We start from the raw sequence: 14759 nt of genomic DNA, 5'->3' as shown, positions 1-14759 counted from the left end.
TGGCGAACTCCTGAATCCAGTGACGGAGCAATTCCGTAACGGACTATTGATGCAAACTAAACGGCCGTTGGTGTTTCGCTTACCAACGTTGCACCATATCGGCAAGGGATGGGCAAGTAGCCAATTGGCGCGAGGGACGCTGCACGAGAAAAGGCGCCTGCCGGCGATCAAGGCAACTTTGCCCGGAAGCTTTGTTGAGGTTGACCGGTCTATGGCGCAGGTCAACTACTGGGTGCCGGTGACCCACGCCCGGCTGCGTATTGTCAAGGCACCCCTGGCGCCAGCACCTGCTGCATCGCCAGGCGGATCTGCGGCAGACGCTCCAGCGCCGTGCGCCGGCCACAGTCGACCATGGCCTCGGCCGCCGCAAAGTTGAAGCCTTCGCCGACCGGGATCGGAACGGTCAGCGACAGGTCGGCGCGATCGGCCTGGGCGGCGGCGTCCCACCAGCCCTGCAAGCGCCAGGCACCGCCCATCGCGGCGCGCAGGCCGAACGGGCGACGCAGTCGCTGTTCGAAGCGATCGGCGGCGCGCGCAGCATCGGGGGGCGCCTCGGGATAGGTGGGTCGGACCAGCGCGGCGAGCCTGAAGCCGCAGCCGCGCGCGGCGAGCAGGTCGACCGGCAGGCGCGACACGACCGCACCGTCGACGAGTACCGAGTCGCCGAGCCGGACCGCGGCGAACACCCCCGGGATCGCCGCCGTGGCCCGTGCCGCCGGCGCCACGGCGCCGCTGTCGAGCACGGCACGCTTGCCCATCGTCAGGTCGGCCGCGACGACCGCGACCGGCAACCGCAACTGCGCAAACGTGGCATCGCCATACAGCTCGCGGGTGAGCGTCGTCATGCGCGATGCGGAGATGAGCGAGGCGCGTGGCAGCCATTGCATGCCCCTGGCGCGCGCGAAGTCCGCGACCACGCGCAGGACGTTCTCGGTCGCCGCGCGCGCGCTGCCGAATCGGGCAAAGGCCAGTGCCACGGCACCCCCCATGCTCGAGCCGCAAAGGAAGTCGATCGGCAGCCCGTCGCTTTCCAGGACCTCGAGCACCCCCAGGTGCGCCAGCCCGGCAGCCGCGCCCACGCTCATGGCCACGCCCACCTCCCGGCCGCAAAGCCGCCGCACGAGGTGATCGAGCGCCGGCTGGCGCGCCCGCGACCAGTCGCCGCCCGATGCCGCAGCGTCGATCTCGTCGCGCGGCACCGCGTGGCACCAGCGCTGCAGTGCCGCCGCCCCGGAGAGCGCACCCGGGCGCCAGACGACGGGGGCGGCGTGCGTATCCGGGAGGCGGCGCAGATCGTCTGCGGTGACCAGCAACGCGTCATCGGCGTCGAGCTCCGCCAGCAACGCCGCGCTGCCGGCCTGGCCGGTACCGAGCAGCAGCACTGCGTCGCTCGGCCCAACGTCCCGCCAGCGGCGAATGCGCTGCGCGCCGCTTGCCGCGTCGTCGCGCGACTCGTCGTGCTCGGAGCCGGGCGCGTAGTGCTGCAAACCGCGGGCAAGCGCCGCCAGCAGGATCGGGTCGCCTTCCTCCCCCGTCGGCACCAGCACGACGCGCGGCCGCGCCGCCGGCGCACGGCGCGTCCGCTCGCGAAGGCGCAGCCCCAGCAAGGTCGCGACGTTGCGGAAGAACGCGACCTCCTGCGCCATCGCCTCTAAGAGAACGGGGGCCGAGAGGACCCAGGTTCGCACATCGCGCTGGGCGACGACGTTGGCCGAGACCGGATCGCCGGTCAGCGCCGACAGCTCGCCGAAGCACTGGGGCGGCAACAGCAGCAGCCGCCGGCCACCCCCGGCCAGCTCGACGCGCACAGCGCCGTCGATCAGCCCGAACAGCTCGGCCGACGGCACGCCGGCGCGCAGGATGATGTCGCCCGCTTCGAAGCGACGCGTTTGCAGGTATCGTTCAAGGGAGGCGAGCGCCTCGGACGAAATGCCGGCGAACAGCGGGTGCAGGGCGAGCGCAGGCGTCATCGCGCCGGGCCGGGCACCAGGGCGTCCCGGCGCGCGACGTTCTCGATCGGCAGGGCAATCGGCGCGGCGAGCACGCCGAGCAGCAGGAACCCGCAACCTTCGGCGAGGACTGCGAGCGCCTCGGCCGGAAGCGTCCGGCGGCTGCAAAGGGGCGGCGGTTCGGCGAGCATGGCCGCCAGTATGCCGCGGCGCGAGGGCGCCTCGGTGATCGGGTCGGGCGTGCCGTGGGGCAAAATCGTTCGTCCCATCCGCCACGCGTGCAACCCGCCGGCCTTCGGATTTCCGGCGGTTCGACGGGTGGTCCGCAGCGCACCCGACACCCATGCCGAAGATCGCCAAATCCGCCATCGTCGTCCCGAGCAAGCTCGACCTCGCCGCGCGGCAAGAGTTCATCGATGCGCTCTACAAGGTCCATTGCGAGGTGTTTGACGGCGTCAGCCGCGACTCGTTCGCGAAGTACGTGGTCGAGTCCCCGGCCGAGCACACCTGGATCAACGTGCACCGCGACCACGCAGGCGAGATCGTCGGCTACTTCGCGCTGCACATCTTCGAGCGTGAACTGGCCGGCAAGGCGAGCGCCATCTTTCGTGCCGAGGCCGGTATGCTGCGCGCTTACCGGGGTGGCAATACCAACACACGCTTCGGCCTCAAGCTCGGCGTGCCTTACCTGCTGCGCTACCCCGGGCGGCGCGTCTACTACCTCGGCTCGCTGGTGCACCCTTCGAGCTATTGCCTGTTTGCCAAGCACTTCGACGTGATCTGGCCGAGCACCCGGCATCCGCCGCCGCCGGCCGTGGTCGACGTCATGGACGAGTTGGCGAACTCGTTCGGCCTCGAGCGCGTGACCTCCGACAACCCGCTTACTCGCCAGGTGCACTGGATCACGCGCGACTCCGAGGTCGAGCGCTACTACTGGCGCCAATGCGACAAGCCCGCGGCGCGCTTCTTCATCGAGGCCAACCCCGGCTACGGCAAAGGCGACGGACTCGTCACCCTCGTCAGGATCGACCCGCACAACCTCTGGCACATGATCTCGACCTTCTTCGCCGAGCGCTACGCGCGGCGCAGGGAGGGATTGACGGCGATGCTGTACCGCCTGCCCATCGGCGGCCAGTTGCTGCGCCCGGCCGAGGTCGTCCGGCGCCTCGAGGCGACCGCACTGTTCGGCTCATTCGACGCACCCAGCCTGGCCACGCTGGCACGCAGCGCGCAAATCGTTGCGCTTCCCGCGGGAAGGACCGTCTTTCGTGCCGGCGACCCCGGCGACGAGCTCTACGTGATTGCGCGCGGCGCCGTCTATGTGCTGGCCGATCGCGAGGGCGCAGGCGAAGGCGAAGACGCCATCATCGACGAGCTGGCCAGCGGCGACATGTTCGGCGAGATCGCCATGCTCAGCGGCGAACGGCGCAGTGCCTCGCTGCGCACCGCCACCGCCACGCTGCTCATCCAGATTTCGCGCGCGGCGTTGTTCTCCATCCTCGAAGCGCACCCGAAACTGAGCGAGATCCTCTGGAAGAACTTCGCGGCGCGGCGCTTCGACGACTGCGTGCGTGGCCTGCCGACGTGGAAGACGATGGAGCGCGCGGCGCGGCTGGCGGTCGTCGACGCGGGGCAGCACCGGCCGCTGGCCGCCGGCGAGCGCGCCGAGGTGAGCGCCGGCGAGCTCTTGCTCGTGCTGCTGGGCACCGTGCAGGTCGAGCAGGTTGGCACATCGACCGTCGTGCGCGCGCCCGCCTTCTTCGATACGAAGCAGGCGATGGCAGTGACGGCCATTGGCGCGGCGCGCATCGTGCGCATCGCGCGTTGATGAACCTCGGATTCAAGGGACCCTGGCCGGGGCCGGCTACAAGTCGTTCTCGGACACGAACAACGATTGCAGCCACAGCGAAATGCCTTGCCATAGGCTCGCGTGCGGCTCGTCGTGCCGCACCTGCGTCTTGCCGCTGTCGTCGCGCAGATGCCATTCGACCGTCTGGCCGTCTTCACCAAGCTGGAGCCGGTACATGCTGGCGAAGGCATCGGCGCGCAGCAGGCCGAGCGCCTGACGCGTGAGCGCCGCGCAGTCGATGGTGACGCCCAACTCGGTGTTCAGCACCGCCGAGCGAAGATCGAGGTTGACCGAGCCCACCACCATCCAGCGCCGGTCCACGCCCACCACCTTGGCGTGCAGGCGCGGCGTGGATTTGCCGAAGACCCCGAAGGTGTTCGACCGCCGCACTAGGTCGGGACCGAACTCGTACACCTGCACGCCCAGCCGCAGCATGTCGGCGCGGTAGCGTGAGTAGGCGCGGTACACCAGAGGTTCGTCGGTGGAGCCGAGCGAGTTGGTGACGATCAACACACGCGTGCCGCGCTTCTGGGCCTCGCCCATCATGCGCAGGCCCACCGGGCCAGGCAGGAAGTAAGGATTGACGATGACCACTTCCTCGCGCGCGGCGGCGATCACGTCGAGCTTGGCGCGCATCGCCGGGCTGGCCTTGTTCGGGTCCACGGGTTGGAGCACCTTGTCGGGCGGGTCGTCGTGTACGCGGGCACTGCCGGCCAGCAGTCGCACCCGGCCCTGCGCGATCTGCACGCGAACCGTGCTCTGGCCCAGGTAGTCCAGCGGTGGCACGTCCGGCGGTGGGCCGGCGATTCTTTTCAGCTGCACGTCGAAGTCGGCGCGCCGCTCGGCGGGTTTGGAGGCGCGTTCCAAAGCGTGCAGCCTCTGCTCCAGCGCCCACACCTGTTCGCTGTTCCAGTAGCGGTCGAAGCTTGCCGACAGCTCGCGCACGACGGTGCCGGCGGAGAGGACGTCGAGGTCGATGAAGTTGGCCTCGCCGTGGCGCGTGAAATATTCGTCGGCGATATTGCGCCCGCCGTAAACGGCGAACTGGTTGTCGGCGACGAAGAGCTTGTTGTGCATGCGACGGTTGACGCGCGTGAATTCGTGCAGCGACAGCAGCAAGCGACGGATCGGCGTGCCGTAGCGCTCGGGCAGCGGGTTGAACAGGCGCACTTCGGCGTTCGGAAACGCGGCCAGGCCCCGCAGCATGGGGTACAGATCGCCGGCGTGGTAGTCGTCCACCAGCAGCCGCACACGCACGCCGCGCACCGCGGCATCGCGCAGCGCCCCCAGGAAGGCTGCGCCGGCGGTATCGTCATGGATGTGGTAGTACTGCGCGTCGATCGAGCGTGTGGCGGCCTCGGCCAGCGCGAGGCGCGCATCGAAGGCCATTTCGCCGCTCGGCAACAGCATGAAGCCCGAATTGCCACCGGGTGCCTCAGCCAGACTCGCCGCAGCAATGCGCCCGAGAGGCGTGTCGCCGGTATCGGCGATGGCGCTGCTGGCAGGCGGCGCGATGCGCGGCGGCAGCGTGGTGCAGCCGGCGAGCAGCAGTACGAAGAGGGCGGTCAACCAGCGTCTCATGGCTTCGGTTCCGAACCGCATCGCCTGGAAGCGAGCGTTCGCCGCAATTCTGACGCCATCCACAGGGCAGCGGAAGGTCCTGCTTGTCCAAGCAGCCGGCACGCACCCCATGCCGCCGGCGATCTCGAACCCGCGCGCGTCGATTGCCGCACCTATCCTGCGCCTGGCAGCGGCCGCAGAATTGCCGCGGCGCCAAACCGGTGCCGGATCCGCCAAACCATGTTCTCCTCAACCTTGACCCGCGGTGCCCGCATTCGGAGCTTCGCCGTGCTCGGCACGTTCGTTGCCGCGATCGTCTTCTTTGGCAGCGAACGCCTGATGCGCGACGAACTGCCGCGCCTGATTCCAGGAGGCGAACTGAGCGCTGTGCGCGCGCCGCGGATGCGTGTGCGCACGCGCATGCTCGTGGCATTCCTGCTGCTCGGGTTGCTGCCGCTGGCGGTGCTGTCGATGGCAGCGCTGACGCGCGCCGACGCGCTACGGACCGCCGACGCGGCGACAGCGGCGGCGATCATTCACAACCTCAATCTTGTGATCATCGTGCTCGCACTTGGCGGGGTCGTGGTTTCGGTCGCCTTGGCCCTGCTGGTCGCGGCAAGCGTGGCACGACCGCTGAGCGAGGTGCAGGCAGCCATGGCGCAAGTGCAGCGCGGTGGGCTGGACGCGCGCTGCGAGGTGGTCTCAAACGACGAGATCGGCGCCGTTGCCGAAGGTTTCAACGCCATGGTCCGGGGCCTGCGCGAACGCGAGGCGATCCGCGAGACATTTGGCAGGTACGTCAGCCCCGAAGTGCGCGACGAGATCCTCGCCGGCCGGGTGAGCGGAGCCGGCGTGCAGCGCGACGTGACGATCCTCTTCGCCGACCTGCGCGACTTCACGCCCTGGGTCGAGGCCAGCCCGCCGGCCGAGGTGGTGGCCGATCTGAACGCTTATTTCAGTGAGATGGACGCCGCGATTCGCGCGCACGGCGGCTTGGTGCTGCAGTTCATTGGCGATGAGATCGAGGCCGTGTTCGGAGCGCCCATCGAAGACGTACGCCATGCCGATGCCGCCGTGGCCGCGGCACGCGAGATGGGACAGCGCCTCGACGCCTGGAACAGCGTGCGGCGCTCGGCATGCAAGACCGAGTTGCGCCACGGCATAGGCATCCACACCGGCACCGTGATCGCCGGCAACATCGGCAGCACTGAACGCATGTCCTACGCACTGGTCGGTGACGCGGTGAACCTCGCGTCGCGCATCCAGGCGCTGAACAAGGATTTCGGCACTCACATGCTGGTCAGTGGAGCGACGCGTGCCAGGCTATCGTGACTGTCGGACTCGAAGCGCTTCCAGCGGTGCGCGTCAAGGGGCGCAGCGCGGAGGTGGCGGTGTTCGCGATGAGGTGACACGGCGAATGAAGTCTTCACGACCATCACCCTGGCAGCGGCGGGACCGCACATCGGCGTCAGCTCGATCGGCATCGGGCCGGCGTCGACGGTCAGCGTTGCGACGCGGGTCTTCGCGGTGCGTACTTCTGCTACGGGTCGGCTCCGTGATTTCGTCGCCGTGAGCAGCAGACGTTCGATCAGCCGTCTCGCCGATTGCGCGCTGCCGGCGTCTAGCTACGGCAGCAGTACCTTGAAAACAGCCATTGGGCCCGATAGGTCGCGGGAGCCTGGATGACAGCTATGCGCCCGAGACCGTGAGTTCAAGTCCCAGATGCGACAGACAGCACACGCTGCACAGCTGCCATACGGAAGGCCGAATTCGGCTCAGAGGCGGATCGCAGCGACGCCCTTTGACTTGACGTTATAGAGCGGCGTGGCGTGGCGCAACGCTGACGGAAAGTTCAACCGGCGCGCAGCGTTTGATGACCCAGGCGCTTGGAAACCTCGACGCCACATGCTTTTGCTGCGATCGCCTGACTGCCAGCCCAGTCGGTGTCGAATGATCGTGAACGCCCCATGAGCGTGACCCCGAGCACGATGTTCCCGGAATAGTCGAAAACTGGCGCCGCGAACGAGCAGACCCCTGGAGTGGGGTTGTTGACCGAGCGAGACACGCCGTGTTTTCGTACCTCGTTCAACATGCCTTGGAAATCGACGCGCTCGGTAGGTTTGGCGATGTCCGGTCCGAGCCGCCGCTCGTCCTCAAGCAGAGATTCCTCGATCAGCTTCGCGGGCAGGTAGGCGGCGAACAAGCGGCCCGTCGCTGTGCCCGCCAACGACATGACTGTCCCCGTTCGGATATTGGTGTGTAGCGGATAGATCGCATCAAAGAGATACACGATCGTCGGCCCTTGGTTGCCCCACACGGAAAGGGCAACGCTGTGTCCGGTTTCCCTGGCCAACTGCTCCGCGAAGGGCGTGGCCTCGCGAACCGGATTGAGCATCCGGAGAGTCACGAGGCCAAGCTGCATTGCGGTCGGTCCGAGCCAGTAGTAGCCCGTCGAAGCCTCCTGGGTGACCAACCCCAGTTTGGAGAAGCTCACCAGGTACGGGTGGGCCTTCCCGGGCGCCATGTCAGCGGCCTTGGCGAGTTCCCTCAAGGGCATAGGTCGGCCCTGGGCGCCCAGCGCCAGAAGCAATTGGCCGCCTGCCTCGATGGACTGGATGCCTCTGCGTTCCTTTTCCGAATTCGACTCGCTGCTGTCGCCTTCAAGTGCGCCCATGGGTGTCTCCTAACGTTTTGATTCTAACAACGTCATTAGCTCAGGGTAAACCATTAGTATAGGAAAGATGCGTTAGCAGCATACTAACGCCATCGGGTCAGCAATGCGGCCCCTACCTCTAGGAGTGATGGTCAATGAGCAAGCAGGAAACCGAGTACGACGTTCTGGTGGTCGGCACTGGCGCGTCTGGCATGTCGGCGGCGGTTACCGCGGCTTATCAGGGCCTCAAGGTGCTGGTCGTCGACAAGGCGCCGGTCTATGGAGGCACTACAGCCCGCTCGGGTGGATGGCTCTGGATCCCTGGCACCAAGCTCGCGAAAGAGCAGGGCATCAACGAACCGCCGGGAGCGGCCCGCGCCTATCTGCAGCACGAGGCGACCACGCATTTCGATGCCGCGCGCGTCGACGCCTTCATCGAGAACGGACCGAAAGCCTTCGACTTCTTCACTGAGAACACCTGCGTGCAGTTCGACATGCCGCCGGTGTTTCCCGACTATCACGCCGAGGCGCCTGGCGGCCAAGCGGGCGGCCGGTCCATGGTGACCCGTCCGTTCGACGGGCGAGAGCTCGGCGGCCGCATCGCCCAGCTGGCGCCGCCCGTGCCCGAGCTGACCGTGTTCGGCATGATGCTCGGCTCCGGCAAGGAGCTGTGGCACTTCCTGCGTGCCTTCAAATCGCTCGAGTCCTTCTGGTACGTCGCCAAGCGCTTCGGCGGCCACCTGCTCGATGTCGTGAGGTATGGCCGCGGGATGACGCTGACTAACGGCAACGCCTTGGCTGGCCGACTCGCCAAGGCCGCGATGGACCTCAACGTCCCGGTGTGGCTGAACTCGCCGGTCAAGTCGCTCATCGTGGAAGGCGATGCCGTCGTCGGCGCGAGCGTCTTGCAGGACGGCAAGCCGCTCGAGATCCGCGTGCGCCGTGGGGTGGTCCTCGCATGCGGTGGCTTCCCCTACGACGTGGAGCGTCGCAAGCAGTTGTTCCCGCATGCCCCGACTGGCAACGAACACTTCACTCCCTCTCCGGCACTCAACACCGGCGATGGTCTGCGGCTCGGCGAATCCGTCGGTGGCTGGGTCGACCCCACCATTCCGAACGCCGCCGCCTGGTGCCCGACCTCGGTGACGAAGCGCAAAGATGGCTCCGAGGGCGTCATGCCTCACTTCATCGATCGGGCGAAGCCGGGTGTGATCGCCGTCACGCCGGGGGGGCGCCGCTTCACCAACGAAGCGCTCTCGTACCACGACTTCGTTCAGGACCTCGTGAAGGCGTGCGCGGGCAACTCCGAAGTGACCTGCTGGCTGATCTGCGACCACAAGCACCTGCGCGAATACGGGATGGGCTGCGTTGCACCGTTCCCCCTGCCGATCGGCAGGCACCTGCAAACTGGTTACCTCAAGCGCGGCAACAGCCTGCAAGAACTGGCCAAGGTGATCGGCGTGCCTGCCGGCGTACTGCAGGAGGAGGTCGAATCCTTCAACCGCGATGCCGCCAAGGGCATCGACACGAAATTCGCCAAGGGCAGCACGGCCTACAACCGTTTCCAGGGCGACTCTTTGGTGACTCCGAACCCGTGCATGGCGCCCATCCGCCAGGGCCCTTACTACGCGATCAAGATCGTTGTCGGCGAGATCGGCACATTCGCCGGACTGCTGACAGATGACTCATGCCAGGTCCTCACGCAGGACCGGCAACCGATCAAGGGCCTCTATGCCGTCGGCAACGACGCGGCCAGCATCATGGGTGGCAATTACCCCGGAGCGGGCATCACCCTCGGCCCGGCGCTGACCTTCGGCTACGTCGTGGGTCAGACGCTCGCGAATCAAACAACGCGACCTGCGGCCGAAGTTGTCCAGCTGGCCGCTCCGCGCCAACGTGTCCACGCCGCCTGATCTCAAGACACCTATCCGGAAAGACAAATGGAAATCTCTGAACTCATGGCGCCGCAGATCTTGGGCGGGCGCATCGCTCTTGTGACCGGCGCAGGGCAGGGCAATGGCAAAGCCATCGCCAAGGGCCTTGCGAAAGCGGGCGCCCAGGTCGTCGTGACCGACCTGAACGATGAAAACGCCAAGGTAGTTGCTGCCGAAATCAATGCCGCGGGCGGGAAGGCAGTCGCGTACAAGTTGGACGTGACTTCGAGAGATGCCTGCCAGGCACTCGCGCTCACCGTGGCAAGCGAAGTCGGAAACATCGACATCCTGGTGAACAACGCCGGCATCATCATTCGCGAGGGTTTGGACAGCCCGAAGGTCGCGTCGAACCTCGAGCGTACGCTGACGGTGAACGTGATGGGTACCTTCCTTCCAACGCATGCGTGGTTGGATGCGCTGAGGGAAACCAAGGGCGTGATCATCAACGTCGGGTCCATCGCCTCGAGCACCGGAATTCCCAATGTCGTGGGTTACTCCCCGTCTAAGGGCGCGGTCAAGCTCATGACGCAAGCGCTCGCCGTTGAGTTGGCGAAGGACGGTATCCGTGTCAACGCCATTGCGCCTGGCGTCATCGAGACGCCCATGACGTCGTACACGCGGGAGGCGCCGGAGCGCCTCGACAAGTTCATGTTGCGCACGCCGATGGCGCGCGTCGGGCAGCCCGAAGAGCTGGTTGGCCCCGTGGTGTTCCTGGCATCGAGCATGGCCACCTATGTGACGGGCGTGACCCTTCCCGTTGACGGCGGCTTCCTCGCTTCCTGATTTTCCACCTCATTTTTGATCGCAACCCTGAACTCACCGAGTTCGAATAACCGGAGACAGCTATGAGCATTCCCAAGTTCCTGAAGCGAGCCGCTCTTGCCGCGAGCCTTGTTGCTGCCACAGCCGCAAGCGCTCAAGACGTCAAGTTGGGCTACAACGGAGATCTGTCAGCCTCTCCCTCCGCGCAAAGCGGCCAGGCGGCAGTGCTCGGCATGGAGGCGGCGATTGCCGACATCAATGCGGCGGGTGGCGTCCTCGGCAAAAAGCTGGCGCTCGTCACTCGCGATGACACTTCAGCACCCCCGAAGTCGATCCAGAACATGAGCGAGCTAGTCGACAACGAAAAGGTTGCCGCCGTGTTCGGCCCGACCAATTCCGGCAATGCGATGGCCTGGAAGCACATCGCCAACCAGAAAAAGATTCCGGTCATCGGCAACGTGGGTTCGGGCACTGACATCACCAAGCCCATGAGCCCGGGCGCAGACAACTATATGTTCCGCGTCTCGATGGTGGACCGCGAGCAGGTCGCCGCCCTTATGGCATATGTCAAGAAGAACACGGAAAAGGCGAAGGTCGTCGGCTTGATGGCTGAGACCACGGGCTACGGCCAGGGCGGCCTGAAGGACATGGAGGAGATTGCCAAGCTCCAGAACATCAAGATCGCCGCAACCGAGCGTTTCGGTGTCGGCGATACGGACATGACCTCCCAGCTGAGCAAGATGAAGTCTGCCGGCGTCGACACCGTGGTGGTGTGGGCACAGGGTACTCCCATCGCGCAGCTGGTTCGCAGCATGGAGAAGATCAACTACTTCCCGCTGGTACTGACCTCGTGGGCGGCCGACAACATCACGTTCTACGACGCCGCGGGCAAGACGCTTGCTGAAAAGCCGATCTTCATGCGCACGGTCAGCGAGACGCGCACACCTGCCCAGCAGAAACTGTTCGATCGCGTCGGCCCCAAGCTCAAGGCGCCGGGCTCCTTCTCCTTCGCGCTGCACGGCTACGACTCGGTCCTGCTCTATGCCGCCGCCGCGAAGCAAGCCAACAGCTTTGATGGATCGGCCGTTCGCGTCGCACTGGAGGACCTGAAGGCCCCGGTCCAGGGCGTTCTCAAAACTTACGACAAGCCGTTCAGCAAGACCAACCACGAAGCGCTGACCGCCAAGGATTTGGTGTGGATTCGCTGGAAGGACGGCAAGCTGCTGCCCTATACCGACCCGATCGTCGGCGCATTGGCAGGCGCGGACTTCAAGCAGTAACGCGAAACGCGTATCCGGGCCGCATCCCGCGGTCCGGGCAATCATCTCGGAGGCAACTATGGTTGAGGCGCTCTTACAAGCGATTCTCAGCGGCTTGGCCGTGGGCGGTGCCTACGCGTTGGTCGCACTGGGTTTCAGCATCACCTTCACGACGACCAAGACACTGAATTTCTCTCACGGGGAGTTCGTGTCGGCCGGTGCATTCATCGGCATGAGCGCGCTCTTCCTGGTCCTGGGTCTTCCTGTGACCTCGACCACGTTCGGCCAGGCACTTCCCGGCGCCGGCGCTCAACTCCTGGCTCTTGCGGCGGCGCTCGGTGTCATGGGCCTTCTCGGATGGCTCCTCTACGTGATTGGTGTGCGGCCCTTTGCTGGACGACCAGGCATGGCCTGGGTCATGAGCACCCTGGGCTTTGGAGTCATCCTGCAGAGCATTGGCTTGGCCATCTGGGGACCGAAGCCCGTGGTGGTGCCCGGACCGGTGGGCGACACGGTGATCCGACTGCTCGGTATCGGCGTCCGTCCGCAGGAACTTCTGACGCTGGCCGTCGCTGTCGTCATCATGATCGGCTTCGATTTCGTCATGAATCGCACGATGGTGGGCAAGGCCATGCGCGCGGTGGCGGCAAATGGCAACGTAGCCAGCCTCATGGGCATCAACACCAACGCAGTGATGATCGGCGCCTTCGTGATCAGTTCGGCACTCGCCGGCCTCTCCGGCTTTCTTCTCGCGCCGATCGCGCAAGCCTCGCTCTTCATGGGCCTGACGGTCGGCCTCAAAGGCTTCTCCGGCGCCATGATCGGCGGCCTGAGCAATCCGCGAGGCTGCGTCATTGGCGGATTCGTTCTCGGTGTCTTCGAGTCGCTGGTGAACCTGTGGCAGGCGCAGTGGCGCGAGGTCGCTGTCTTCGGTCTCGTGATCCTGGTCCTCGCGTTCCGTCCCACCGGACTGTTCGGCAAGAAGCTGGTGGAGAAGGTATGAAGCGCAGTCAACATCTCTTGGGCGTCGTCCTCGTCGCCGCTGCGCTCGTCGGCGCCACCTCCCTCTTCGGGAACGACTACTACCTGCGCATCGTCTTCATGATGTGCGTCTACTACCTCTGCGCCGCCGGCATGAACGTGTTGGTCGGTTATGCAGGGCAGAAATCGCTCGGCCAGGCGGGTCTCTTCGCCGCAGGAGCCTACGCGGTTGCACTGCTGACGACCCGTACCGAAATGAACCCATGGTTTGCGCTTGTGATTGCCGCCGGTATCTCTGCGGTTTGTGGCGTCCTGATCGCTCTGCCATCGCTGCGAGTCAAGGGGCCGTACCTTGCCATGGTGACGCTGGCGTTCGGCATCGTTGTGGAAAAGCTCGTAGGCGAATGGACCGATGTGTTCGGCGGCGCGCAAGGGATCTACGGGATCAAGGCCTTGACCTGGAACGGGCAGCCATTGACGTCGCAGCAATGGGTCTGGCTCGGCATCGGACTGTGCGCCTTGACCCATCTCTTGTTGCGCAATCTTCTGCACGGTCGATTCGGTCGCGCGCTGCTCTCGCTGCAGGCCGACGAGATCGCATCATCCTCGGTGGGCGTTCGCGTCTATCGCGCCAAGGTCATCGCATTCGTCGTTGCGGCTGTCACCTGTGGCATAGCTGGCGCGCTGGTCGCGCAGCAAAACCAGTACATCAACTCCGACTTCATCACCTTCCACCTGTCGATCTTCATCCTGCTGCTGGTGCTGTTCGGCGGAGCCGGGTCCCAGTACGGGCCGTTGGTCGGCACGGTGATCCTGACGGCGGTCGATGCTGCGTTGGCGCGCTGGCCCTCGGCTCAGCACTTCCTGTACGGCTTCCTGCTGCTGTTTGCGCTCTATGTCATGCCTGGTGGCGTGACCGGCTTGTTCTCCAAGTGGTTCAGACGTTCGACCGCGGCGCCCGAAGCATCGAAGGTGGCCGCGGCTCCCACGCGCATCGGTCCTGAAGGCCAAGGCGAGTTGCTGGTGGTGCAGGGAGTTACCAAGAACTTCGGCGGCGTGAAGCCAGCTCAGAACGTCTCGTTCCGTTTGCAGCGGGGGCATATCCACGCGCTGATCGGGCCGAACGGGGCCGGCAAGAGCACGATGATCAACATGCTCACCGGCCTGATCGATCCGACCGAAGGTTCGATCCAGTTCCTTGGCAAGGAGGTCTCCGGTCAACCGGTGCACTCGATCTGCTGCATGGGCATGGGGCGCACCTTTCAGAACCTGCGTCTCTTCGCTGAACTGTCGGTGCTCGACAATGTCATGCTCGGCCGTCATAGCCGTATGACGAACGGCTTCTTCGCGTCGCTACTTCACCTGCCGAGCGCGATGAAGCAAGAGGCCGCAACGCGGGCCCGCGCCCTGCAGCTCCTGGATTTGGTGGGCCTGCTGCATCTGGCGCATCACCCGGCGGGTAGCCTGCCCTACGGCCTGCAACGCCGTGTCGAACTTGCACGGGCACTGGCGACTGAGCCGCAACTCCTTCTGCTTGACGAGCCTGCTGCGGGTCTCAACCCGCAGGAGACAGGCGAGCTGGGTCAGCTGCTGCTTCGCATCGGCAAGTGCGGTGTGAGCATTTTGATGGTCGAGCATCACATGGATCTCGTCATGTCGATCTCGGACCACGTCATCGTGCTCGACTACGGCATCAAGATCGCCGAGGGCAAGCCCGCCGAGGTGCAGGCCAACCCCCGTGTTGTCGAAGCCTATCTCGGCGTCGACGAGCCCGAAGAAGCGCTCGCCGCAGCCTGAACCGGAAAGTCAAAT

Annotated in this window: 11 protein-coding genes; 7 read left to right on the top strand and 4 right to left on the bottom strand. The window is 65.5% G+C overall.

Features of this window, described 5'->3' with window-relative positions:
* Window positions 1-263: 263 nt before the first annotated feature.
* Together ACSQ9A_RS34965 and ACSQ9A_RS34960 are read right to left on the bottom strand one after the other, a co-directional pair.
* The gene (locus ACSQ9A_RS34965; RefSeq protein ID WP_436307342.1) at window positions 264-1970 is read right to left on the bottom strand and encodes a patatin-like phospholipase family protein; all 1707 of its coding nucleotides are present in this window, start codon (window positions 1968-1970) and stop codon (window positions 264-266) included.
* Complete coding sequence (locus tag ACSQ9A_RS34960; protein WP_436307341.1) at window positions 1967-2218, bottom strand: hypothetical protein; 252 nt, start codon at window positions 2216-2218, stop codon at window positions 1967-1969. Before ACSQ9A_RS34960 ends, ACSQ9A_RS34965 begins: the two co-directional genes overlap by 4 nt.
* Before the next feature lie 74 nt (window positions 2219-2292).
* Between ACSQ9A_RS34960 and ACSQ9A_RS34955 the strand changes: the two genes are divergently transcribed.
* Complete coding sequence (locus ACSQ9A_RS34955; RefSeq protein ID WP_436307340.1) at window positions 2293-3777, top strand: cyclic nucleotide-binding domain-containing protein; 1485 nt, start codon at window positions 2293-2295, stop codon at window positions 3775-3777.
* Between the two features lie 36 nt (window positions 3778-3813).
* Here ACSQ9A_RS34955 and ACSQ9A_RS34950 read toward each other — a convergent pair whose 3' ends face one another.
* Window positions 3814-5187, bottom strand: coding sequence for a phospholipase D family protein (locus ACSQ9A_RS34950; RefSeq protein WP_436307339.1), 1374 nt, complete (start codon window positions 5185-5187; stop codon window positions 3814-3816).
* On the opposite strand from ACSQ9A_RS34950, the gene ACSQ9A_RS34945 reads away from it, so the two are divergent.
* Window positions 5113-6690 (top strand): adenylate/guanylate cyclase domain-containing protein, encoded by a 1578-nt coding sequence (locus tag ACSQ9A_RS34945; protein ID WP_436307338.1) that lies wholly within the window; start codon window positions 5113-5115, stop codon window positions 6688-6690. The genes ACSQ9A_RS34950 and ACSQ9A_RS34945 overlap by 75 nt on opposite strands.
* A gap of 520 nt (window positions 6691-7210) precedes the next feature.
* Here ACSQ9A_RS34945 and ACSQ9A_RS34940 read toward each other — a convergent pair.
* Window positions 7211-8032: an IclR family transcriptional regulator gene (locus tag ACSQ9A_RS34940; protein ID WP_436307337.1), complete on the bottom strand. Its 822-nt coding sequence runs from the start codon at window positions 8030-8032 to the stop codon at window positions 7211-7213.
* Window positions 8033-8166: 134 nt separating this feature from the next.
* On the opposite strand from ACSQ9A_RS34940, the gene ACSQ9A_RS34935 reads away from it, so the two are divergent.
* The 5 genes from ACSQ9A_RS34935 (at window position 8167) to ACSQ9A_RS34915 (ending at window position 14744) form a co-directional block, all read left to right on the top strand.
* Window positions 8167-9924 carry an FAD-dependent oxidoreductase gene (locus ACSQ9A_RS34935; RefSeq protein ID WP_436307336.1) on the top strand — a complete coding sequence of 586 codons (1758 nt, stop codon included), beginning with the start codon at window positions 8167-8169 and terminating at the stop codon, window positions 9922-9924.
* 27 nt (window positions 9925-9951) lie between these two features.
* Window positions 9952-10728, top strand: coding sequence for an SDR family NAD(P)-dependent oxidoreductase (locus ACSQ9A_RS34930; protein WP_436307335.1), 777 nt, complete (start codon window positions 9952-9954; stop codon window positions 10726-10728).
* A 62-nt stretch (window positions 10729-10790) separates the two neighbouring features.
* Entirely contained in the window at window positions 10791-11987 is a 1197-nt protein-coding gene (locus ACSQ9A_RS34925) for an ABC transporter substrate-binding protein (protein ID WP_436307334.1), read from the top strand.
* Between the two features lie 58 nt (window positions 11988-12045).
* The gene (locus ACSQ9A_RS34920; protein ID WP_436307333.1) at window positions 12046-12969 is read left to right on the top strand and encodes a branched-chain amino acid ABC transporter permease; all 924 of its coding nucleotides are present in this window, start codon (window positions 12046-12048) and stop codon (window positions 12967-12969) included.
* Window positions 12966-14744 carry a branched-chain amino acid ABC transporter ATP-binding protein/permease gene (locus tag ACSQ9A_RS34915; RefSeq protein WP_436307332.1) on the top strand — a complete coding sequence of 593 codons (1779 nt, stop codon included), beginning with the start codon at window positions 12966-12968 and terminating at the stop codon, window positions 14742-14744. The genes ACSQ9A_RS34920 and ACSQ9A_RS34915 overlap by 4 nt, the downstream gene beginning before the upstream one ends.
* Window positions 14745-14759: the final 15 nt, after the last annotated feature.

This window comes from Variovorax sp. LjRoot290, assembly GCF_964253985.1.
Classification (GTDB): domain Bacteria; phylum Pseudomonadota; class Gammaproteobacteria; order Burkholderiales; family Burkholderiaceae_C; genus Variovorax.
The sequence above is the reverse complement of the archived record's forward strand: the minus strand, read 5'-3'. Positions and strand labels throughout refer to the sequence as shown.